The organism is Pseudomonas sp. P4_B3, assembly GCF_056402295.1.
In genome coordinates this window covers 37332-57530 of record NZ_JBFUHR010000005.1, presented here as the reverse complement: position 1 = coordinate 57530, position 20199 = coordinate 37332, and the positions used below count along the sequence as shown (strand labels likewise).

Here is a 20199-nt window from a genome sequence, read left to right as displayed (position 1 = left end):
GCAGATGTCCGTAGGTGACGCACTCGCTTGCGAGACGCGCAAAAAATCCAAAGCGTCTCAGGCAACGCTCTTCGATAAGTGGGTGCGGATGATAATACAAAGCCGACAATTTATAACGATAAAAGTGGGGGATTGCCTACAAACATTGGGTGTTGCTCAGGGGAGGGGGCACTGCCGGCGCTGAGTAGTGCGGTATGACTATTGGCACCTGAAAGGCGAGGAGTCCTTGCGTATCCTCTGTGACAGTCGATCAAAAGGGGGCGACATTAAAAATTTCCAACCGGCAACTGCCATGTTCGAGGTCTCGGTGACACAGAAAAGTGACTATTTTTCCTGGGTTGATAGAACGTTAGTTTCCGTCAGGCTATTGAGTCGTTAACATACGCGCCACTTAAATCAAGGATCGATCGATTTCCCATGAATCACCTTCCAATTGCCAAAGAAGCGCTCAGCGCCCAGGCGCAAGCCATCAGCCAACTGGCAGAACGCCTGGACGGCGAATTCCAGCGTGCCGTTGAACTGATTCTCGGTTGCAAAGGCCGCGCAGCGGTCTGCGGTATGGGGAAATCGGGCTTGATCGGTCAGAAAATGGTCGCTACCTTCGCCTCCACCGGCACCCCGAGCCTGTTCCTGCACCCGGCTGAAGCCTTCCACGGCGACCTGGGCATGCTCAAGCCAATCGACGTGTTGATCCTGATTTCCTACAGCGGCGAAACCGAAGAAGTCATCAAGCTGATTCCGAGCCTGAAGTCCTTCGGCAACAAGATCATCGCCATGACCGGCAATGGTCAATCCACGCTGGCCAAGCACGCCGATATCTGGCTCGACATCTCGGTCGAGCGCGAGGTGTGCCCGAACAACCTGGCGCCAACCACCTCCACCCTGGCCACCATGGCAATGGGCGATGCCCTCGCGGTGGCCCTGATTGCCGCACTCGACTTCAAACCAATGGACTTCGCCCGCTACCATCCCGGCGGCAGCCTCGGCCGCAAACTGCTCACCCGCGTCAGTGACGTGATGCACACCAACATCCCCAAAGTCAGTCGCGACACTTCGTTCCACGACTGCCTGCTGGTCATGACCTCCAGCCGCCTGGGCCTCGCCCTGGTCATGGACAGCGACAAACTGGTCGGCATCGTCACCGACGGCGACCTGCGCCGGGCGCTGCTGAATAACCCGGGCGTGATCAACGAAAGCGTCGCCAGCTTCATGACCGCCAAACCGCATACCGTGAAAGCCACGGCGCAGTTGTGTGAGGCAGAAGCCTATATGCAGGATCACAAGATTCGGGCGTTGCCGGTGACGGCAGAGGGGAGTGATGAGGTGGTGGGGGTTGTGGAGATTTTTGATTGATCGATCGTTTCAGGTGGCTGCAAGTGGTAGCAATGGAGTGCCTGTTACTGATGGGTAGTGCTGATAAACGGCGTTTTTAAAAATGCCTTGGTGCTAGAGCCGCAAAGAATTGTGAAAAATAAAAATTACGCCATTTTTACCTATTGCGAGGTCTAAGTGCTACCCGAACATCCAAGCGTTATCAATAATGGCGAGAACAACGTCATTGAAATTCACCCCTCTGTGCGAATTGAGCCTACAGCCAGAATCCAGATTGAAGGCAATAATCACGTTCTGCGAATAGCTGAAAATACAGTGGTTCGCAATATGAATATTCTTTTTTCTGGTGCCCATAACGTTGTTGAAATAGGCAAGGGATGCAATTTGCGAGGCGCTATACATATGCGCCAAGCCGAGTCAAAACTGGTGATTGGGGCGGGGACGACGTTCGTTGGCGCACATCTGTTTGCCATGGAAGGTAAAAGTATATTGATCGGGGAGGATTGTATGTTCTCAAGCGGAATATTCGTCCGCACCTCTGATGAACACCCTATTTACGATCTGCATGGGGGGGAGCGTTTGAATGAGGCACAAGACGTTGTACTGGGACGCCATGTGTGGATTGGTGAGGGCGCGACTCTTGGCAAGGGCGCTAACATTCCGGAAGGTTGCGTGATTGGAGCAAGGTCCTACGTCAGTAAGCGCCTTACAAGAACAAACTCGATTTACGCCGGCGCGCCTGCACGCCTTATGAGGGAAAGTGTCGTTTGGGATCGTCGCTTGAAAAAGACGCCACTCGAACCTTAATTGTGGTTGTTGTTACAGGAAAAATAACCCGGTTATATTTTTCGTGATTTGACTGATGAGTTTTCTGAGGGAGTAATTCCGAAAAATTGATCGCGGTTTGCTTTCCTGCGATTGAATGGGCTCGGCACGTCAGTCATTGCATGGTTGCTTGCAGTGACCGACGTACCGGGCTTTTTTTACTGGTTGGCGGCCCTGATCAGATACAGGCGCCCCAGCAATCGAACATGTGGGCTTTTAGAGTCGCTGAAGAATTTTGCCGGGGTCAGTTCGAACTTTTGGAACTTTCTATCGTTCGAGGTTTTTCTAACTACCCAGCGAACCAGTCGTTGTTCAATGCGGTTGAACCTCTTGGTTTGCACGGCAGATTTTGGCGACGTAGCTTTGGGGGGCGCTGTCGTGCCGGTTGCCTTTTGATCACTATTGGCACGTTGCAAAACCGCAGCACCCACTTTCCAGACGCAGTTCGCTTCCGGGTTGCCGTCTATTGGCAATATCGTTTTCAGGCCGGCACCGCCGTAAGCATCTTCAAAAACCAGGCCTGCGAACATCTGGGCGTCAACTGGATGCGGTTCACTGAAGAATTTCTCGAGCACCCGAAGTGATTTGACAGGTTCGATATCCAGATTCTTCAAGTGGCTGCCAAAAATGCTGGCTGCTTCCTCAATAAAGCTCAGGGCGCCCTTGTGGATTCTATGAACCACTTCTTCGCGTTTTGCTTCTGCCGCAAAGCGTTCCATGAAGATGGGGGTCAGTCGACCTTTCCAGTCACGATCCATGCGAACAAATGAGGTATCCACGCTGCTGAACAGTGTCTCGTAGAGCGGGACGTTACGGCAGAACGGATGGTGGGTGTCGTGGCGGTCCACGAATTCACCCAGATAGCCTCTGATCGGCATTCCATAGGCATCTACGCGTTTCAGCGCCTGACGGAAGGTCATCAAGTAGTAACCGCCAAACAGCTTTTGGCGATCAGTCAGCAGGTACAGGGATTCCTGCATGGTGCCGGCATACCCGATGTCAACCAGGGCAACCTCACCGTCATCCAGCAGGCCTGTGCCTTCAAGGTACTCAAGGTAGTTTGTCCGTTCCTTTTTTGCTGCACTGACGATTAGTGGAAGCAGATCCAGGAAAAACGGCTTGAGCATTTCCTGATGCTTGTTAGTGACAATCGTCTCAAGTGTAAGGTTGTGTTTTGAGAGAATGTCCATCGGGACGTTGGCTGGGTATACACCAAAGCGAGACGAGAGCAGGTGCTGGATGCTAGTGCGTGCAAAATCTACTTGTAGCAGATCCATGACGCCATGTTCATCACGTACCTTGGCCAGATTCACGGCTCTGCGCGAGCAGAGCAGGTAGTGGCTGCTTGGCGCATCGGGATAGTTCTGGGCGATACGGTCATAGGCTTCCTTCATGATCAAGCCGTCGCGAGACAGGAAGTAGAGACGTTTGACTCCGTCACGAATGGCTTTTTCCATCAGCCACTTTGTATAACCCAAAAGCATCGGGCCTTGACCGTAGTAACCCAGGCGCCAAGGGTCGCCGCAGAACAGGGTGCCGCGTCGATGTGGCAAGTAAGGGTTGTCATGGAATCGGTTGCCCGCGACAGCCAGTATCATTTTCCAGTCGAGAGAATGGCGTTCTTCGTCACGGGACCAAGGATTTTTGAAGCTGTCGCATTCTGCGAACACCTCCGAAGCTTTGACCAAATGAAACGGTTTGATGCCGCGCTCTTTGGCGCGCACTACGTCAGCCGCGACGTTATCCCCAACGTGGAGAATCGTTTTCGGATCAACATTCAGATCTTCAAGGACGTGGTCGAACAGTCGTCCATTGTGTTTCTTTACGCGGGCTTCAGACGATACGTAAAAGCGGTCATAACCTTCGTAACCATTCTTTTTGAGGATGGCTTCGAGGAAGTCACGGGGCAGATACATGTCGGAAATGATGATGATGCGTTTGCCCAGGCTGCGGGCTTCATTGAATGCCTTGAACCCTGACAACCTTGGATAAAGGATGTCCATTTCCATCTGCATTTCCAGCTGTTTAACGCGCTCGGCCAGTTCTTGACCTACACCGGTTTGTTCTGCGAATGCCTGATAGATCTCATCGATATGGGTTTCGCCATCTCCACGTGCGATCGCTTCTTCGAAAGCGGCTTTTTCCGCTGCGCGTCTTGCGGCACGGAAATCAAGCGACGGAAGATTGCAAATCTGTCGAACTTCTTCGGACATGAATTCAAACATGTCGGAAGGAGACTTGAAGGGGCGGTACAGCAGTGTGTCGAATACGTCGAATGAAATAATCGGGTGCCGAAGAATCTGCTGTGAAAGCTCTCGGCAGTGATCCATCGACGACTCTTCACGTACCAAATTGAAGTAGCCAAGCTGCTTGAGGTATTCGGACTCGCGCCGCAGTTCCATCAGTGCTTCTGCGACAGGCTCTTTATCGGTCCAGTGCGGGAAGTCACCGACGGGGCGAGAGGCGACTTCTGCCAGCCAGCCAGCATAACCTTTGCCATCTTCGGCAAGCATTTGTGCCGGCAGGTGCTTGGTGCCAATTGCTGAGACGATCAGGTCGTCACGAACTATCGGCTCACCCGCGGTGACCTGGGCGAAGAATTCATCCCAGTCGTTGGTGGTGGCGAATGGGGATATGTGACTGGCGCCAAGTGTCAGCAAAGGTTTTTGCCAGAACGCTGCCTGATAGCCGAGAGAGGACGAGATCGTAATAACCCCGTCCATTTCCGGAACCAGTAACTGCGAAACCGACGGGATTTTGTCGAAGTTTTCGAAGTAAGCGAAGTTTGGGAAGCGTGAGCGCAGGTAACTGATGTTCTGTGCAGTCAGGACCGCGCTTCGCGTCTGGCCGGACCAGTAATTTGTCACTACCAGGGCCTGATTGGCTGGCATGCGGCTCATGATGTCTACCAGTACATCGAACTGGCTACGTCGCCCCAATACAGAGTCGATCATGAAGTAACCGTCGATCTGCAACGGCAACAGCACCACGCTGCGAAAGCGTTGTTTCAAGTCGTTGATTGAAACTTGAGTCGGAGCAATCGAGCTCAGAAAACGAGCTTCATGGTCCCTCAAGGCTTCGAGAGCGGATATTTCTGCTGCGCTGACAGATGGGTTGGCAGGGACTGTGCTGTCGCCCAGCAGGCCGGTGTCAAACGCGACAAGGTTGGCAAACGGGGCGCGCGAGAAGAAGCCAGGCATCTGATAAATGATGCGTGCCTTTGGGAAGATTTCCCCGAGGCAGGACATGGGGGCTTCCCAAACAAGAATGATGTCCGGCTCGAATCCGGCCGGCAGATCTGCTTTCAGCAAATTTGCGAGGCGAGTGTGCTCACCCTCTTTGTAGGCTTTGGCTTGATGGCGGAGCGAGCGCTCAAGCGTATTTTCGCCCTCGGTCCAGGTAAGCGGGTCAATCGTTGACAGCGAGCCAAGCGCTTCGACATGGCCATCGCGTAGCGCTCGTTCAGCAATGACTTGGCTAACGATGCAGTGTGTGTTCACGCCAGCGCCGCGAAGCGCCGTGACCTGCGCAACGATGGAGCTGCGAAGCGTGGCGTAGCGAAACTCAGGGTTACCCAGCTCGATGGCGGGCTCCAGGTAGAAAAGGACGTTCATTCAATTTCCTTGAAATCTGCTGGAGTGTTTCTTACCGGGCAATCCTTGAGTCAGCGTATATAAAGATCAGTATGTAACGCCCCTGTCTTTCAACTTGTTAGCGCTGTACAAAACTCACTGGCCCAACAAACACTCCACGCTTGATAAATATCGATTTGGCACGCCGTCATGACAGGGTCTAAGGCGGCGGTCATGAGGCCGTTCAGGCGCTTTTGTTTAGTTTGGGCTCACACCCGCGGCCCGACCCAATACAAGGGTCTGAACGATTGGCCCAATAATTTTTTGCCATTCGTACACAGCGGCGTTGGTTACATAGATCGTATCGTCTGGCTTGAGCATGACTTGCCGGGCATAAAAAATGGCGGCCGGGTCACGCATGTCAATGCGCATGACGATCGGTTTGGCGGCTTGTGCAGGAGTGGCCTCACCCATCCGGAACACGAATACACCCTGTGGATTCGCATTTGCCTCTTTCAAGCCGCCCACGGAACCCAGAGCATCCAGCAAGCTGGCGTTTTGAGAGGGCAGGTCGTGCAAGCCTGGCTCGCCCACGGCACCCATCGCCACAAAGCGTTGGCGTGCGCGGTCCAGAACCACTTCGGAATTTGGCTTCAGCACGAAGTTGTTACCGGCAAGGATATCTTCGTAGTTGAAGGTATTGGCTTGAGCACCATTGCGAACAGTGACATTAACCAAATGCGGTTCCATCACCGGACCGCCAGCCTGGTTGACGGCATCAAGCAGTGTCAGCGGACCTTGCAGGGTGGAGAAGCGTCCAGGCGCTTTTACCGCACCCGCCACCAGCACCGAGCCAGACAGATCACCAACCAGATCAACGTGTGCCTGAACGTCAGTGGTCACGCCTTTGAGCTTCTGGCGAATCATGTCTTCGACCTGGATCAGGGTCATGCCGGCAACGAACTGATGGCCAACGTACGGCAGGGAGATCATTCCCTTGTCGTCGATGCGCACTTTGAGTTGGGTACCGCCCGTAGAAAGCGGGGCGAACAGGCCACTGCCTTCTGGAGCGTTGTCGGTGATCAGCACGTTGATCACGTCACCGCTCATCAGGCGCACGCTTTGCGCCAGGGGAGTGGTGATTGTGGCTTTGACCGGTTTGGCGGCTGGACGCATAAACGGTGCGATGGTGTTGGCGTTGATGTCCACCAGGTCATACGCAGTATTTTGGTTTTTGCTTTCGATATCGCCTTTGTAAGGGCCGGCGCCGGACATGACGCCGCTGCAACCAGACAAAGTGAGGGTCACCAGCATCAAACCCGCAACAGCGCTGTTTCGCATGTTCAAGTTCAGGGGGCGAAGGGGCAGGCCGGAAATGGATTTAATCACGATGATCCTCGATCGATGCAATTAGGAAGCGGGTAATGCCGTAGAGCAGAAGCAGGGCCAGTAAGATGGTTGCCAGGTTGTACCAGCGCTCCGGATACAGGGCCATTTGTGGTGTGTTCGGGCTGACCACGGTGACCAGAGTGCGAATCTTCTTGCTGGCTTCGATACGGGCGTTGTCCAGCGCGGCAACGGCGGTCTTGTAGGTCTCTTCGGCGATGCCGGCGTCCAGGGTCAATTGCTGGAAGCGCGAAGCGACGACGTTCAATTGGTCGCCATCGGGAGCGGAAACCAACAAGCGTTTCTCGGCAGCCAGTTGTTCACGAATGGCACTGACGCGTTGCTGCTGTTGCTTGACCTGAGGTGAGTCCGGGCGAAGCTTGTAGCTCATTTGCGTGAGTACGGCGCGCTCTTTGGAGTGCTCGCCTTCGAGGGTGTCGATGATGCTTGCGCGGCCTTGAGCCGAGCTTTTACCGTCCAGTACCTTGTTGCGGTTCTGGAAGCTCAGCAGCTCTTCCTTGCGTTTGGTGTAGTTCTTTTTCGCGCCTTCCAGCTCGCCCTGGGCGAAGCGCATCTGCTCGCGGGCGATGCTGTGGGAAACTTCGTTCACGAAGTGTTCGCTGGCTTCCAGAATGGTCTTGACCATTTGTTCGGCCAGCTCCGGGCTGAAGGCTTGCACTTCAACTTTCAGCAGGCCGGTGGTTTCGTCGTAATGAGCCGAGACCATGCGCTGGTAGTACTCGAGCAGGTCTTCGCGTTCGGTGTCGCTGGCCAGCCAGAAGAACGGGTCGCTGCGTTGCTTGCTGTATTGCTCGACCCAGTGCAGGCGATCTTCCAGCAGTTGCATCATGTCCATCGACACAATGTATTCGCGCAGGTAAAGGGTTTCTTCGCGGGAAGCCGGGTTGGCACCGCTGAGCAGCATGCTCAGGCCAGGCATTTGCGCCGCCGGGTTGTTGCCGTCCTGGCGTACAACCACTTGCGCGGAGCTGACATAGCGATCCACGGCGAAAAAGCTGTAGTAAACGGCGGCCAGTACCATTGGCAGCACGATCAGCCCCAGAGTCAGGCGCCAGCCCTTGAATTTACCCGTACTGCTCATATGCTCACGCATCCTTGAAATGAAACTGTCACGCCACGGTCAGGCGATCAGGTGTTGTAGGCCTTGATGCCTTCATCGACATCGTCATAGATCTGCACCCCGCCATCGCGCACCAGCAGCACGACGTCACAGAGCTTTTTGATTTCGGGCATGCTGTGGGATACCAGCACCACCTTGGATTTCTGCAGGCGAGTTTCGAACACGTCCGCGCACTTGCGCTTGAAGTGCGCGTCACCTACCGACATCACTTCGTCGATCAGGTAGTAGTCGAAGTCGAAGGCCATGCTCAGGCCGAAGGCCAGGCGCGAGCGCATGCCGGAGGAGTAGGTTTTGACGGGCTCGTCGATCCAGCTGCCGATTTCCGCGAAGTCTTCGACGTAGCGGACTTTCTGGCGCATGGCGTCGCCTTCCGCGCCGTATACCCGGCTGACGAACTTGATGTTTTCGCGCCCGGTCATGGTGCCGTGGAGGCCACCGGACAAACCCACTGGCCAGGAAATGCTCTTGTTGGTGACCACCGTGCCGGAGTCCGGTACGTCGGCACCGCCCAACAGGCGCATCAGGGTCGATTTGCCCGAGCCGTTACGACCGATCAGGCCGATGTTTTTGCCTGGCGGAATCTGCAGTGACAGGTCGCGGAAAACGTGCCGGCGACCTTTGGGGGTCAGGTAAGACTTGGTGATATTTCTGAGCTCGAACACGGGAAGCCTGCGGTTAGCCGTTCTTGGTAGAGATCAAATGCAGTCGACGAACCCGGTAAGTACCAAGGGAGACGAACAGCAAGACCAGGGTGAACGCGATGACGTAGTGCGCCGACACACCATCGACCGGAACGTAGTGCGGGAAGATTTCGGCACGGATCAGTTCCAGCAGGTGCAGGAATGGATTGAGCAGCAGCAGTGGCAGCATGGCGTGAGGCAGGTAGGCGGCGGGAATCAGTACGCCCGAGAGGAAGTACAGCGGGAAGAACATCATCCGCAGAAAGAGGGTGCTGCTGGGCATGGCGTGGGCAATCAGTGACAGCAACATGCCCAGGCCAAAGGAGAACAGGACGCCCAGAAGGATGGTCAGCATCCACTCGATGGGGGATTTGATGGACATGTCGAAGCCGTACCATGCAAAACCGAAGACCAGGATGGCGTATGCGCTCGCGGAAATGCTGAACTCCACCAGAACCCGGGCGATGTAGGTATCCAGCGGCTTGATCTGTTTGTAGGCAAACAGTGAGCGGTTTTCCTTGGGGCTGTTCATCAAGCGCAAAGCGGTGTTGCGAAACAGCAGGAATGGTGCAAGTCCGACAAGGACGAACACCGGGAAATCGATGCCGGCGACGGTGCTGCCGCGAATCAGGGTGAACGCTACGCTCAGAATCAACAGGTGGGCAATCGGTTCAATCAGTGTCCAGCTCGCGCCCATGCGCCGGTCGCCAAAACGCGAACGCGCTTCACGCAGCACCAGGGCAAAAATGACGGATTTTTTGATTTGGAGGGAAGAGCGAGGCTTCAGCATGATTTACCGCACAGTACAACGGCGCGATAAACGCGTTGCCAGAATTCATTTTCAGAGGACGCCGTCGTGTAGAACGGTTCGCTTCCATTCGTGGGGCGGGAGGTTAAACGCAGCGCAAGACAGTAGTCAAGGCGATTGGTTCCCGAGCAGTGCCTGACGAAATATAACTGTAAAAACGGACTGGTCAAGCGTAAAAAAACGGTTTCGTTCAGTGTTTATTGGGTGTTGTCAATGGTGGTGCCAAAATCTCGTCGGCATTTGAATGATTTATAACGTCGACGCGCAGTTATCGGGAGGGCGATTGCAGATGCGAAAATCAGCGCCCGAAGCAGTTGATGGCACCTGGTCCGGTTAGTGTTTTTAGTCGATGGGTTGCTACCCGGCCAACATTGGATAAGTGAACAATCCGAAGTGCAGCAGATTCAAACCGAAGTGGGTGGCAATGGCTGCACCCAACCCGCCGAAACGGTAGGCCAAGCCATAACCGATCCCCGCCAGGCTCGCCAGCAACACCCACTGCCAGCCTGCGCCCACATGCGCCAGGCCGAACAATAGCGATGCCAGTAGAAGGGCCAGGTTTTCGCCGTAGGGCAGGTCTTTGAAGCACCGGCTCAGACTGCCCTGGATGTAGCCGCGAAACAGCGCTTCCTCCACCAGCGTCACCAGCAGCAGATTATTAAGCACCCACAGCCATGCGTGGTCCGGCCATTTCGGTGCCCAACTGATGACACCCAGCAAGAGCGCGCCACCCAGGGCCAGCACGGCGCTCAGGGGCAGCGCGATAGCGGTGGCATAGATGGAAAGGCGCAACGAACGCCGGCCGACAATCCACGGGCAGGCCAGTAATAGCCAGAAGCCAATCAGGGGTTTGTCCTGATTCAGGTACATGGAAAATGGCACGCCATCGTCGGTGAGTCGCTGAGGATCGATGCCGCGACCATTGTAGAAACCGGGGAGCCAATGCATTGCCAGCGCCAGGGCCATGAAGATGAACAAGCCGTGGCCGAGGTAGCGAGCGATGGGGAGTTTTTGCTGGCGGACTGCGAAACCGGCGAACAGCAACAACACTACGGAGATCGCGGCCAGCCAGCCGAGTTGGCCGTAGATTAAAGCGAGCCCGTAGCCGAGGGAGAGGAGGGCCAGGTCGATCCATGGCAGGGCAAGCATGTTGAGTCCTTGTGCATGAAATTCTGCAAGGTGACTCGGTCCCTTGGGGGAGCGAGCTTGTTCGCGAAGAGGCCATGACATTCAATATCAATGTCGTCTGTTACACCGCTTTCGCGAGCAGGCTCGCTTGTACAGGTGTTTTGTGCGGATTTGAAGTTCAGGCCGCACCCACATCCCGCATCAACAACCCGAACTCCAGATCCACCGCATCCGGTATCGGCAAATACACCGTATGCCCATCGCCCGGCGCTTCGTCGATCGCTTCACCTTTAGCGTTTTGCAACTGATGCAGATCGAAGTGGAAGTTGCCCTTGGGCGTCATCAGTTCCATGTGGTCGCCCAGGCCGAAGCGGTTCTTCACCTTGACCTCGGCCAGTCGATCCCGGCGCTGGCCCGTCAGTTCACCGACAAACCGCTGGCGCTCCGACACCGAGCTGCCGTTCTGGTAGTTCTGGTACTCGTCATGCACATGCCGGCGCAGAAAACCTTCGGTGTAGCCGCGCTGGGCGAGGGATTCCAGGTCGGTCATCAGGCCGCGGTCGAAGGCCCGGCCCGCCACCGCGTCGTCGATGGCCCGGCGATACACTTGGGTGGTGCGCGCGCAATAAAAGTGCGATTTGGTCCGGCCTTCGATTTTCAGGGAGTGCACGCCCATGTGCGTCAGGCGTTCGACGTGCTGCACGGCGCGCAGGTCCTTGGCGTTCATGATGTAAGTGCCGTGCTCGTCTTCGAAGGCGGGCATCTGTTCGTCGGGACGATTGGCTTCCTGCAACAGGAACACCTGGTCGGTAGGCGCGCCGATGCCCAGGGTCGGTTCGGGATCGAATGTCTGGACGATCTCGCCGAGCTGATTTTCGGTGGCCGGTTGCGCTGAATATTTCCAGCGACAGGCATTGGTGCAACTGCCCTGATTGGCATCGCGCCGGTTCATGTAGCCCGACAGCAGGCAGCGCCCGGAATAGGCCATGCACAACGCGCCGTGCACGAACACTTCCAGTTCCATGGCGGGCACTTGCTCGCGGATCTCGGCGATTTCTTCCAGCGACAGCTCCCGCGACAGGATGATCCGGCTCAGGCCTTGCTGCTGCCAGAACTCGACGCTCGCCCAGTTCACCGTATTGGCCTGCACCGAAAGGTGGACCGGCATCTGCGGGTAGTGTCGACGCACCAGCATGATCAGGCCGGGGTCGGACATGATCAGCGCATCCGGGGCCATGGCGATCACCGGTTCAAGGTCCTTGAGGAAGGTCTTGAGCTTGGCGTTGTGCGGCGCGATGTTCACCACCACGTAAAAGCGCTTGCCCTGAGCCTGAGCCTCGCGAATGCCGAGGGCCAGGTTGGTGTGGTCGAATTCGTTGTTGCGCACCCGCAGGCTGTAGCGCGGCTGACCGGCGTACACGGCATCGGCGCCGTAGGCGAAGGCGTAACGCATGTTTTTCAGGGTGCCGGCGGGGGCGAGCAGTTCTGGCGCGGAGAGGTTCATGGCGGAGTCGGTCGCAAAAGCCGCGCAGGGTAAACGTTCGGTGGCGAGGGTTTATTGACCTGGATCTATGCTTGTTCAACAAACCGATGGCACTCGCGCGAGCCGTAGTGGACTAAATATCAGGGCGGAAGTTTTTCGTCCTCTCTGGCACGGATCGGACATGAACGAAACGCCCCTACAAGACAAATCACTGACGGTTTTGCTGGTGCTGGTGAGCGCTGCGTTCATCTGGATCTTGCTGCCGTTTTACGGCGCGGTGTTCTGGGCGGTGATCCTCGGCATCGTCTTTGCGCCACTGCAGCGCCGGCTGCAAGAGAAGTTCGGCTGGCAACGCAACCTCACGTCGCTGTGCACATTGAGCATTTGCCTGGTGATTGCGATTCTGCCGGTGATCATCATCAGCGCCTTGCTGGTTCAGGAGGGCGCGGCACTCTACAAAAGCGTCGAGAGCGGCGAACTCGATATTGCCGGGTACGTGTCGCAGTTCAAGCACAGCCTGCCGCCGTATTTCCAGCATCTGCTGGATCGCTTCGGCATGGGCGAGTTGAACGGGCTGCGAGAGAAAATCGTCAAAAGCGCGATGACCGGCGGTCAGGAGCTGGCGGCGCAGGCCTTCATTTTTGGCCAGGGTACCTTCGAGTTCGTCGTCAGTTTTTTCATCATGCTGTACCTGCTGTTTTTCTTCCTGCGCGACGGTGCAGAACTGGCACGCAAGGTGCGTCTGGCGGTGCCGTTGCAGGAACAGCAGAAACGTCGTTTGCAGCTCAAGTTCAATCGTGTGGTGCGGGCCACGGTGAAGGGCAACCTGCTGGTGGCTATCACGCAAGGCGCACTGGGCGGTCTGATTTTCTGGTTTCTGGACATCCCCAGCGTATTGCTCTGGGCGGTGTTGATGGCGTTTCTGTCCCTGCTGCCGGCGGTGGGGGCGGGAATAGTCTGGGCGCCAGTGGCGGTGTTTTTCCTGCTCACCGGGGCGATCTGGCAGGGCGTGGTGCTGGGATTGTTCGGGGTCTTCGTGATCGGCCTGGTGGATAACGTGCTTCGACCGATTCTGGTGGGCAAGGACACCAGGATGCCGGACTACATGATCCTGATTTCGACCCTCGGCGGCCTGGCGATTTTCGGCCTGAACGGCTTTGTCATCGGCCCGTTGATCACGGCCCTGTTCATGTCGAGCTGGGCCATTTTCATTGAAACCAAACCGCGGGTGCAGCTGCCTTAGGCGCTGAGCCTGCCGGACTGGCCGGTGCCGATGCGTTGCGACAATGCCTGGGCGGCGGGCAGCGAAGTGAGCGGGCCGCTGATTGGCACGCCGTCCTGCACGAGGTACCAGCAGGCGAGCATGCCCAGCTCCCTGAGCTGTGGGGGAACCGCGCTGCCGATAACGGACATGATCTGAACCTTGGACATGACAAGTACCTCCATCAATCTGTGGAGCTACTTTAAGGTCCGTGTGCCATGAGGGGTAATCAACGCTTTCGATAGTGGTCATTGATGCCAGCGGGGGCAAACGACCGTTGGTCGGTCAGCTGACCACCTGATCGAGCATATGAACCACTTCCTGCTCGTTGAGCAGGCCCTTGCGCACCAGGCTTTGCGTCAGCAGCGAGAGAAACTTGGCGCTGCGATGGCCTTCAAGGTGCTTGAGTTCGGTCAGTGCGTTGTAGACCTTGCTGGAGGTGCACAGACCGACGATGCGGTGCGGGTTTTGCGTTGGCATGTGGTCGTCCTTGTTGTTATCAACCTGTTATCGACGGACAGAGCCGAGCTTGCGCAACTGTCATGACAAAAATATGACCGTTTTTTGCCGCACGGCAGAAAACGGGTCGAGTCCATCTTGCCCGTTTCCACCACGGGCATTGTCCCGATAGCGACCTTGGCGAGATTTATCCAGACCTGCACCGAAAAAAGGGATAAAAAAGCCCCGCTGTTTCAGCGGGGCCTGATGAGTCCGTTACCAGCGGCCGTAGTGATGGCCGTAGTAGCCGCGAGGCGGGCCGTAGTAACCATGGGGTGGTCCGTAGTACACCGGAGCCGGGCGGTAGTAGATCGGTTGCTGCACGTAGACCGGGGCCGGCTGGTAGTAAACCGGAGGCGGTGGTGCGTAATAAACCGGCGCGGGCTGGTAGTAGACCGGTTGCGGTGCGACATAAACCGGGCGGTTGGCGTTGATCAGGGCCGAGCCGACAATGGCAGTACCGACGATCGCGCCAAACACCGCCGGGCCCTGCCAGTAATTACCACCACCATGGGCTTGCGCCTGTCCTGCGATAGCGAGGGCGCCGATCAGCAAGGCTACTGTGGGGACTTTACGGATCATGATAGTTCCTCGGTTCTTCAGCCCGGCGCCTGTGTCTGCAATAGACCCAGGGATTGTCGCGGGGATACTTCTAAGACAGCTTTTTTCGAGAATCAGCACGGCCGTTAGGTAAATTTTGTGTAAGGTCGGTACCGACTTTCTTACCGGTCTGTGTAAGTCCATGTAATCAGGCTTATATGATCGATCAGAACCCGATGGGGGGCTAATCCCGTCCATCCGAAAAGTGCACTTGAAGGAGCTTCCCCATGCAGATGAACCCCAACAAAGACACCCAGCTGTGCATGTCCCTTTCAGGACGCCCCGGGAACTTTGGTCTGCGTTTTCATAATCATCTGTATGAACAGCTGGGCCTGAATTTTTACTACAAGGCCTTTGCCAGCCAGGACCTGCCGGGTGCCGTTGCCGGCATTCGTGCCCTGCGGATTCGTGGCTGTGGCGTGTCGATGCCGTTCAAGGAAGCCTGTATTGCCCTGGTGGATGAACTCGACGCGTCGGCCGCCGCCATTCAATCGATCAACACCATCGTCAACACCGACGGTCATCTCAAGGCCTACAACACCGATTACATCGCCGTGGCCCAGTTGCTGGAAAAACACCAGGTGCCCAAGGACTCGACCTTTGCCTTGCGCGGCAGCGGCGGGATGGCCAAGGCCGTGGCGAGCGCCTTGCGCGATGGCGGGTATGAAAACGGCCTGATCGTGGCCCGCAACGAGCGCGCCGGCCAGGCGCTGGCGCAGTCGTTGGGGTATGAGTGGCAGGCAGAGCTGGGGAATCGTCGCCCGCAGATGCTGGTCAACGTCACCCCGATTGGCATGACGGGAGGACCGGAGGCCGATCAACTGGCCTTTGAGGCGGACGTGATCGAAAAAGCGGAAACTGTGTTCGATGTGGTGGCGATTCCCTCGGAAACACCGCTGATCGTGCGTGCTCGTGCCGAAGGCAAGCGGGTCATCACCGGGCTGGAAGTGATCGCGATCCAGGCACTGGAGCAGTTTGTGCTCTACACCGGTGTACGCCCGACGGACGAGCAATTCCAGAAGGCCGTGGCGTTTGCCCGCAGCTAGGCGATGTAGCCTCTGTAGGAGCTGGCTTGCCAGCGAAGAGGCCGGCCCATTCAACATCGATGCTGCCTGACAGACCGCCTTCGCTGGCAAGCCAGCTCCTACAAGGGATTGAGGGTGATCGCTGGTTTCGCGCCAGACACCAATCAACTGTAGGAGCTGGCTTGCCAGCGAAGAGGCCGGCCCATTCAACATCGACGTTGCCTGACAGACCRCTTTCGCTGGCAAGCCAGCTCCTACAAGGGATTGAGGGTGATCGCTGGTTTCGCGCCAGACACCAATCAACTGTAGGAGCTGGCTTGCCAGCGAAGAGGCCGGCCCATTCAACATCGACGTTGCCTGACAGACCGCCTTCGCTGGCAAGCCAGCTCCTACAAGGGATTGAGGGTGATCGCTGGTTTCGTGCCAGACACCAATCAATGCGGGGGCTGCGTTTACTCGAGCCGGGCCAGTCTTTCTTCCAGCGCAGCAATCCGCGCTTCCAGCTCTTCGATCCGTTCAACCGAAACCCCGCTGCTGCCACGCTCCGCCGGGTTTTGCCGTGCCGCCATGATCGCTTCGATATCCGCCGGATCGCCCAAGGCGTGGGTGTAACGGTCTTCGCGCTGGCCGGCCTGACGTGGAATCAGCACGGCCAGGCCCCGGGCAATCAGGCGTTCGAGTTGATGCACCACCTGTTCGGCATCTTCGAACTCATGCATGCGGCCGCTGCGGGTCAGCAGTTCATTGACGGTCTGCGGGCCGCGCAGAAACATGAGCCCGGTCAGGATGACCTGCGCCGGCACCAGTTCCAGAGCCTTGTCGACCTTGTGTTCCCAGCGGTCGGCGCGACTGCCCATCACCAGTCTGGTGAAACCGCGTCCTTCGAGGACGCGCAGGCTATGGCCGACCTGGCCAGGTGTGAGGTTCATCACCGGCTCGCGGCTGGTTTTCTGGTTGCAGGCAATCACCAGGGCATTGAGGGTCAGGGGATAGGTTTCCGGGCTGGTGGCCTGTTTCTCGATCAACGAGCCCAGAATGCGGATTTCCGTACTGTCGAGCCGCTGCTCGTCTAAAGTCGTCTCTTGCTCAGTGCTCATGGTTCTGCGTCCTTACCCGATTCATGTTTTTCACTTGCGTGGGTGCACTTTAGATGGGCAAGCGCCAATGGCAACCGAATTCGTTGCGTCATCAAGGGAATGATGACAAAAAGTGTATGAAATATTAACGCCATTTTTACAATTGGCCGGGCACCGTATGCGGGGTCGCGCGCGAGTGCGTCCACAGGGCGGGATATTGTTGGCGTCATCGCCCAAAATAGCTGAACCCTGCATCGAGTCGGCCGGTGTACGACACCTTCATTCGCCTCTGATAAAAGAAATCCAATAAAGGCGAGAGTGACTCCATGAGCCAAGACATTTTTGTATCTGTACTGATCCCCGCCAAGAACGAAGCGAACAACCTCAAGCCATTGCTTGAGGAAATCCGCGTCGCATTGGCCGCTGAATCGTACGAAATCATCGTCGTCGACGATGGCAGCACCGATTCGACCCTGCAGGAACTGCGGCAGATCCGCCACGACGGCTTGAACACCCTGCGCATCCTCCATCACGAACGCTCGCTGGGGCAGAGCACTTCGCTGTACCACGCCGCGCGAGAGGCCCGCGGGCAATGGCTGGCGACCCTCGATGGCGACGGCCAGAACGACCCGGCGGACATCCCCGGCATGCTGGCGCTGGTGCGCGGCGAACCGGGCCAGGTTGACGTGCAACTGGTCGCCGGGCATCGGGTCAATCGCCGTGATACGGCGAGCAAGCGCTACGCCTCGCGTTTCGCCAACAACCTGCGCCGCCGCCTGCTCAAGGACGCCACCCCGGACACCGGTTGCGGCCTGAAGCTGATCGAGCGCGCGGCGTTCTTGCGCCTGCCGTACTTCGACCACATGCATCGCTACATTCCGGCGCTGATCCAGCGCCATAACGGCCGCATGATCGTGCACCCGGTCAACCACCGGCCACGCACGGCCGGGGTGTCGAAATACGGCAACATCGACCGCGCGCTGGTCGGCATTCTCGATTTGTTCGGTGTCTGGTGGCTGATCAAACGCACGCGGTTGAACACCATTGCCCAGGAGATTGAAGGATGAATCTCTCCCGCGAAGCCTTGTGGCTGATCGTAGGTTTTGCCGGCCAGATCGCCTTTACCGGGCGGTTTGTCCTGCAGTGGCTGTACAGCGAGTACAAGAAACGCAGTGTGATCCCGGTGAGCTTCTGGTACCTGAGCATCGTCGGCAGCACCTTGCTGCTCGCCTATGCCATTTACCGTGAAGACCCGGTGTTCATCGCCGGCCAGGCCTTTGGCTCCATCGTCTACTTTCGCAACCTGCAATTGATCAAAAAAAGCAAACACCTAAAGGAGTAGGTCATGCGCGGATCGTTATCGACCCGAAATATTACGTTGCTCGTGACTATCGCGATTGCGTTGCTGTTTTTCTGGGGACTGGGCAGCGTGCCGTTCCTCAGTGTCAACGAGGCCCGCCGCGCCGTCACCGTGCGCGAAATGCGCGAGGCAGGCAGCTGGCTGCTGCCTTATATGAACGGCGACTTGTACTTGTCCAAGCCGCCGTTTTTCTATTGGGCCGGCCTGGTTTCAACGGCGGTGCTGGGCAGCTTGTCCGAGTGGAGCGTGCGCCTGCCTTCGGCGTTGGCCGCCGCCTTGTGCTGTGTTGGCACTTATCTGTACGGCGTTCGGCAGGCGGGGCGACAGGTCGGTCTGTTCGCTGTGGTGTTCCTGGCCGCGAACGGTGCCTTCAGCCTGTTCGCACGGCGCTCGGAAATCGAGATGCTGTTGACCCTGCTGTGCTTCGGTGCGCTGCTGGCGGCCTGGCAGTTCATTTTCCAGCAGGGTCGGGCCTTGTGGAGTCGGCTGAGCTACGTGTTGCTGGGTTGTGCGCTGCTGACCAAAGGCCCCGTTTGCCTGTTGTGGGTGACGGCACCGATTCTGGCTTATGCGCTGATCTACCGTGATGCCCGGGCCAAGGCTTATCTGTGCGACGGTAGGGGCTGGCTGATTGCCGTGGTGCTGGGCAGTTCCTGGTACGTGGCGGTGTCTGTGAGTCAGGGCTGGGGCATTTGGGCCTCGATCATCAGCGAAGACATCGTGAAGAAGATCGACGGGCAGGGCGCCGAGGCTTGGTATGCCTATCTGCTGTACCTGGCCGGGGATTTTTTCCCGTTCTGGCTGATCGTGTTCGTGCAGCCGCGCAAGTTCTGGGCAATGATCCGCTCGCGCCGCGAGGCGGGCATGTTGCTGATTTGCACTCTGTTGCCGCTGCTGGTGTTTTCCCTGTTCACCGAAAAGCATGGCAAATACCTGTTGCCGGTTTATCCGTCCATGGCATTGCTGCTGGCGATGCACTGGTCGGCGCTGCTCGAGGACCTGAAGGGGCGCTGGCGCACGGTCCTGGCCGTTGTGCCCTACGTGATGCTGGCCGGGTTCGTGGTGTTCTACATGTTCGTCGAAGCGCGGGTGCTGTCGCACCGGGTTGGCGGTCTTGAGCAGGTGGCCACGTTGGCCGACGGGCAGCCGGGGCAGAAGGCCTATACCCTCGGCGAGCCGGATATCCGTCTGGTCTATTACATGGGCCGGCCGGTGGCGCCGCTGACAGTGGCGCAGTTGCAGTCCGAGTCGCGTCCGGCTGGGCTGCTGTTTGTGCAAGAACCCCTCGCACCGGAACTGCAGAACCTGGCGTCGTGCCAGGTCGGTGAAATCAACCCGTACCTGAAACCGGACCGTTCAGCGCTGCTGGTGCGCATGGGTGGAGACTGCCGCTGATCGGCTTCCCGGCTGAGCAGTCAGCGCAGCACATCACCCGCTACGACTCGGCGGGGCTGATCGAGCGCCAGGCCACCGCAACCTTCGGCGACCTGAATGTGGTGGTCAACAACGCCGGCATCTGCCGCGACTGCATGTTCGCCAGCCTCAGTGAATCCGACTGGGACGCCGTGGTGGCCGTGCACCTGAAGGGCCACTTCTGCATTTCCAGCCACGCCGTGAAGTACTGGCGTGAGCAGGTCAAGGGTGGCGCCAGGGTCGATGCGCGGATTATCAATACCAGTTCCGGCGCCGGTTTGCAGGGCTCCATTGGCCAGTCCAACTACGCGGCGGCCAAGGGCGGTATTGCCAGGGCCGCTGGGCGGTCGGTGAGATGGGCGATGCCGTCGCTCAACTGATGACGCAAGCGGTTCCGGCGGCCAAAGTGTACGGCAGCTGAAAAAGTCCGGTCTCGGGAGGGCTGTGCATGGCTATAATCGGCCCACGTTCCAAAGCCGATCACCTGTAGGAGCGAGCTTGCTCGCGAAGAACTCAAGCGCAGCGCGTTCATCCAGACAGGACGCGTTATCGTTAACGTCCATCGCGAGCAAGCTCGCTCTTACAGGTGGCCGACGTTTCCCTCTGTCACC

General features: G+C 57.5%; 19 protein-coding genes. 8 read left to right on the top strand and 11 right to left on the bottom strand.

The features are described from left to right. Positions 1-417 precede the first annotated feature (417 nt). Complete coding sequence (locus AC1DWG_RS07065) at positions 418-1353, top strand: KpsF/GutQ family sugar-phosphate isomerase (RefSeq protein WP_477762355.1); 936 nt, start codon at positions 418-420, stop codon at positions 1351-1353. Between the two features lie 156 nt (positions 1354-1509). Beyond that, entirely contained in the window at positions 1510-2139 is a 630-nt protein-coding gene (locus AC1DWG_RS07060) for an acyltransferase (RefSeq protein WP_477762354.1), read from the top strand. 176 nt (positions 2140-2315) lie between these two features. Here AC1DWG_RS07060 and AC1DWG_RS07055 read toward each other — a convergent pair whose 3' ends face one another. From AC1DWG_RS07055 to trhP, 7 genes are all read right to left on the bottom strand, one after another. After that, positions 2316-5771, bottom strand: a complete 3456-nt coding sequence (locus tag AC1DWG_RS07055) for an HAD family hydrolase (protein WP_477787551.1) — start codon at positions 5769-5771, stop codon at positions 2316-2318. 216 nt (positions 5772-5987) lie between these two features. Further along, a complete protein-coding gene (locus tag AC1DWG_RS07050; RefSeq protein WP_477762352.1) occupies positions 5988-7070 on the bottom strand; it encodes a polysaccharide biosynthesis/export family protein in 1083 nt (360 codons plus the stop codon). 40 nt (positions 7071-7110) lie between these two features. Next, a complete protein-coding gene (locus tag AC1DWG_RS07045; RefSeq protein WP_477762351.1) occupies positions 7111-8217 on the bottom strand; it encodes a KpsE/RkpR family capsule polysaccharide export protein in 1107 nt (368 codons plus the stop codon). A 47-nt stretch (positions 8218-8264) separates the two neighbouring features. After that, complete coding sequence (locus AC1DWG_RS07040; protein ID WP_115948400.1) at positions 8265-8918, bottom strand: ABC transporter ATP-binding protein; 654 nt, start codon at positions 8916-8918, stop codon at positions 8265-8267. 13 nt (positions 8919-8931) lie between these two features. Continuing rightward, positions 8932-9726, bottom strand: coding sequence for an ABC transporter permease (locus AC1DWG_RS07035; RefSeq protein ID WP_477756101.1), 795 nt, complete (start codon positions 9724-9726; stop codon positions 8932-8934). A gap of 375 nt (positions 9727-10101) precedes the next feature. After that, complete coding sequence (locus tag AC1DWG_RS07030; protein ID WP_477787550.1) at positions 10102-10893, bottom strand: CPBP family glutamic-type intramembrane protease; 792 nt, start codon at positions 10891-10893, stop codon at positions 10102-10104. A gap of 157 nt (positions 10894-11050) precedes the next feature. Next, the gene (trhP, locus tag AC1DWG_RS07025; protein WP_477787549.1) at positions 11051-12376 is read right to left on the bottom strand and encodes a prephenate-dependent tRNA uridine(34) hydroxylase TrhP; all 1326 of its coding nucleotides are present in this window, start codon (positions 12374-12376) and stop codon (positions 11051-11053) included. 160 nt (positions 12377-12536) lie between these two features. Between trhP and AC1DWG_RS07020 the strand changes: the two genes are divergently transcribed. Then, positions 12537-13598: an AI-2E family transporter gene (locus AC1DWG_RS07020; RefSeq protein WP_477756104.1), complete on the top strand. Its 1062-nt coding sequence runs from the start codon at positions 12537-12539 to the stop codon at positions 13596-13598. On the opposite strand, the gene AC1DWG_RS07015 is transcribed toward AC1DWG_RS07020, so the two are convergent. The 3 genes from AC1DWG_RS07015 to AC1DWG_RS07005 all read right to left on the bottom strand — a co-directional run bounded on the left by AC1DWG_RS07015 (position 13595) and on the right by AC1DWG_RS07005 (position 14696). Then, complete coding sequence (locus AC1DWG_RS07015) at positions 13595-13786, bottom strand: hypothetical protein (protein ID WP_477756105.1); 192 nt, start codon at positions 13784-13786, stop codon at positions 13595-13597. The genes AC1DWG_RS07020 and AC1DWG_RS07015 overlap by 4 nt on opposite strands. Before the next feature lie 115 nt (positions 13787-13901). Next, the gene (locus AC1DWG_RS07010; RefSeq protein ID WP_008052996.1) at positions 13902-14096 is read right to left on the bottom strand and encodes a hypothetical protein; all 195 of its coding nucleotides are present in this window, start codon (positions 14094-14096) and stop codon (positions 13902-13904) included. A gap of 234 nt (positions 14097-14330) precedes the next feature. Then, a complete protein-coding gene (locus AC1DWG_RS07005; RefSeq protein ID WP_477756003.1) occupies positions 14331-14696 on the bottom strand; it encodes a hypothetical protein in 366 nt (121 codons plus the stop codon). A 245-nt stretch (positions 14697-14941) separates the two neighbouring features. On the opposite strand from AC1DWG_RS07005, the gene AC1DWG_RS07000 reads away from it, so the two are divergent. Continuing rightward, positions 14942-15760, top strand: coding sequence for a shikimate 5-dehydrogenase (locus AC1DWG_RS07000; protein ID WP_477756004.1), 819 nt, complete (start codon positions 14942-14944; stop codon positions 15758-15760). Between the two features lie 431 nt (positions 15761-16191). Here the strand turns inward: AC1DWG_RS07000 and AC1DWG_RS06995 are convergent, their stop codons facing one another. Beyond that, positions 16192-16836 carry a YceH family protein gene (locus AC1DWG_RS06995; protein ID WP_477765372.1) on the bottom strand — a complete coding sequence of 215 codons (645 nt, stop codon included), beginning with the start codon at positions 16834-16836 and terminating at the stop codon, positions 16192-16194. 305 nt (positions 16837-17141) lie between these two features. Between AC1DWG_RS06995 and AC1DWG_RS06990 the strand changes: the two genes are divergently transcribed. Genes AC1DWG_RS06990 through AC1DWG_RS06975 form a run of 4 tightly spaced genes read left to right on the top strand, consistent with a single transcriptional unit; the run spans position 17142 to position 19968 of the window. Next, positions 17142-17882 carry a glycosyltransferase family 2 protein gene (locus tag AC1DWG_RS06990; RefSeq protein WP_223462622.1) on the top strand — a complete coding sequence of 247 codons (741 nt, stop codon included), beginning with the start codon at positions 17142-17144 and terminating at the stop codon, positions 17880-17882. Next, on the top strand, positions 17879-18157 hold the full coding sequence (locus AC1DWG_RS06985; protein ID WP_223462623.1) for a lipid-A-disaccharide synthase N-terminal domain-containing protein: 279 nt from the start codon (positions 17879-17881) through the stop codon (positions 18155-18157). The genes AC1DWG_RS06990 and AC1DWG_RS06985 overlap by 4 nt, the downstream gene beginning before the upstream one ends. A gap of 3 nt (positions 18158-18160) precedes the next feature. Further along, the gene (locus AC1DWG_RS06980) at positions 18161-19570 is read left to right on the top strand and encodes an ArnT family glycosyltransferase (protein WP_477787548.1); all 1410 of its coding nucleotides are present in this window, start codon (positions 18161-18163) and stop codon (positions 19568-19570) included. After that, positions 19561-19968, top strand: a complete 408-nt coding sequence (locus tag AC1DWG_RS06975; RefSeq protein WP_477787578.1) for an SDR family NAD(P)-dependent oxidoreductase — start codon at positions 19561-19563, stop codon at positions 19966-19968. The genes AC1DWG_RS06980 and AC1DWG_RS06975 overlap by 10 nt, the downstream gene beginning before the upstream one ends. The last annotated feature ends 231 nt before the right edge of the window (positions 19969-20199 follow it).

Bases quoted from the DNA above. Each gene is read 5' to 3' on its own strand.
- AC1DWG_RS07065 (WP_477762355.1), top strand. From the start codon at position 418: ATGAATCACCTTCCAATTGCCAAAGAAGCGCTCAGCGCCCAGGCGCAA.
- AC1DWG_RS07055 (WP_477787551.1), bottom strand. From the start codon at position 5,771: ATGAACGTCCTTTTCTACCTGGAGCCCGCCATCGAGCTGGGTAACCCT.
- AC1DWG_RS07050 (WP_477762352.1), bottom strand. From the start codon at position 7,070: ATGCGAAACAGCGCTGTTGCGGGTTTGATGCTGGTGACCCTCACTTTG.
- AC1DWG_RS07045 (WP_477762351.1), bottom strand. From the start codon at position 8,217: ATGAGCAGTACGGGTAAATTCAAGGGCTGGCGCCTGACTCTGGGGCTG.
- AC1DWG_RS07035 (WP_477756101.1), bottom strand. From the start codon at position 9,726: ATGCTGAAGCCTCGCTCTTCCCTCCAAATCAAAAAATCCGTCATTTTT.
- AC1DWG_RS07030 (WP_477787550.1), bottom strand. From the start codon at position 10,893: ATGCTTGCCCTGCCATGGATCGACCTGGCCCTCCTCTCCCTCGGCTAC.
- trhP (WP_477787549.1), bottom strand. From the start codon at position 12,376: ATGAACCTCTCCGCGCCAGAACTGCTCGCCCCCGCCGGCACCCTGAAA.
- AC1DWG_RS07020 (WP_477756104.1), top strand. From the start codon at position 12,537: ATGAACGAAACGCCCCTACAAGACAAATCACTGACGGTTTTGCTGGTG.
- AC1DWG_RS07015 (WP_477756105.1), bottom strand. From the start codon at position 13,786: ATGTCCAAGGTTCAGATCATGTCCGTTATCGGCAGCGCGGTTCCCCCA.
- AC1DWG_RS07010 (WP_008052996.1), bottom strand. From the start codon at position 14,096: ATGCCAACGCAAAACCCGCACCGCATCGTCGGTCTGTGCACCTCCAGC.
- AC1DWG_RS07005 (WP_477756003.1), bottom strand. From the start codon at position 14,696: ATGATCCGTAAAGTCCCCACAGTAGCCTTGCTGATCGGCGCCCTCGCT.
- AC1DWG_RS07000 (WP_477756004.1), top strand. From the start codon at position 14,942: ATGCAGATGAACCCCAACAAAGACACCCAGCTGTGCATGTCCCTTTCA.
- AC1DWG_RS06995 (WP_477765372.1), bottom strand. From the start codon at position 16,836: ATGAGCACTGAGCAAGAGACGACTTTAGACGAGCAGCGGCTCGACAGT.
- AC1DWG_RS06990 (WP_223462622.1), top strand. From the start codon at position 17,142: ATGAGCCAAGACATTTTTGTATCTGTACTGATCCCCGCCAAGAACGAA.
- AC1DWG_RS06985 (WP_223462623.1), top strand. From the start codon at position 17,879: ATGAATCTCTCCCGCGAAGCCTTGTGGCTGATCGTAGGTTTTGCCGGC.
- AC1DWG_RS06980 (WP_477787548.1), top strand. From the start codon at position 18,161: ATGCGCGGATCGTTATCGACCCGAAATATTACGTTGCTCGTGACTATC.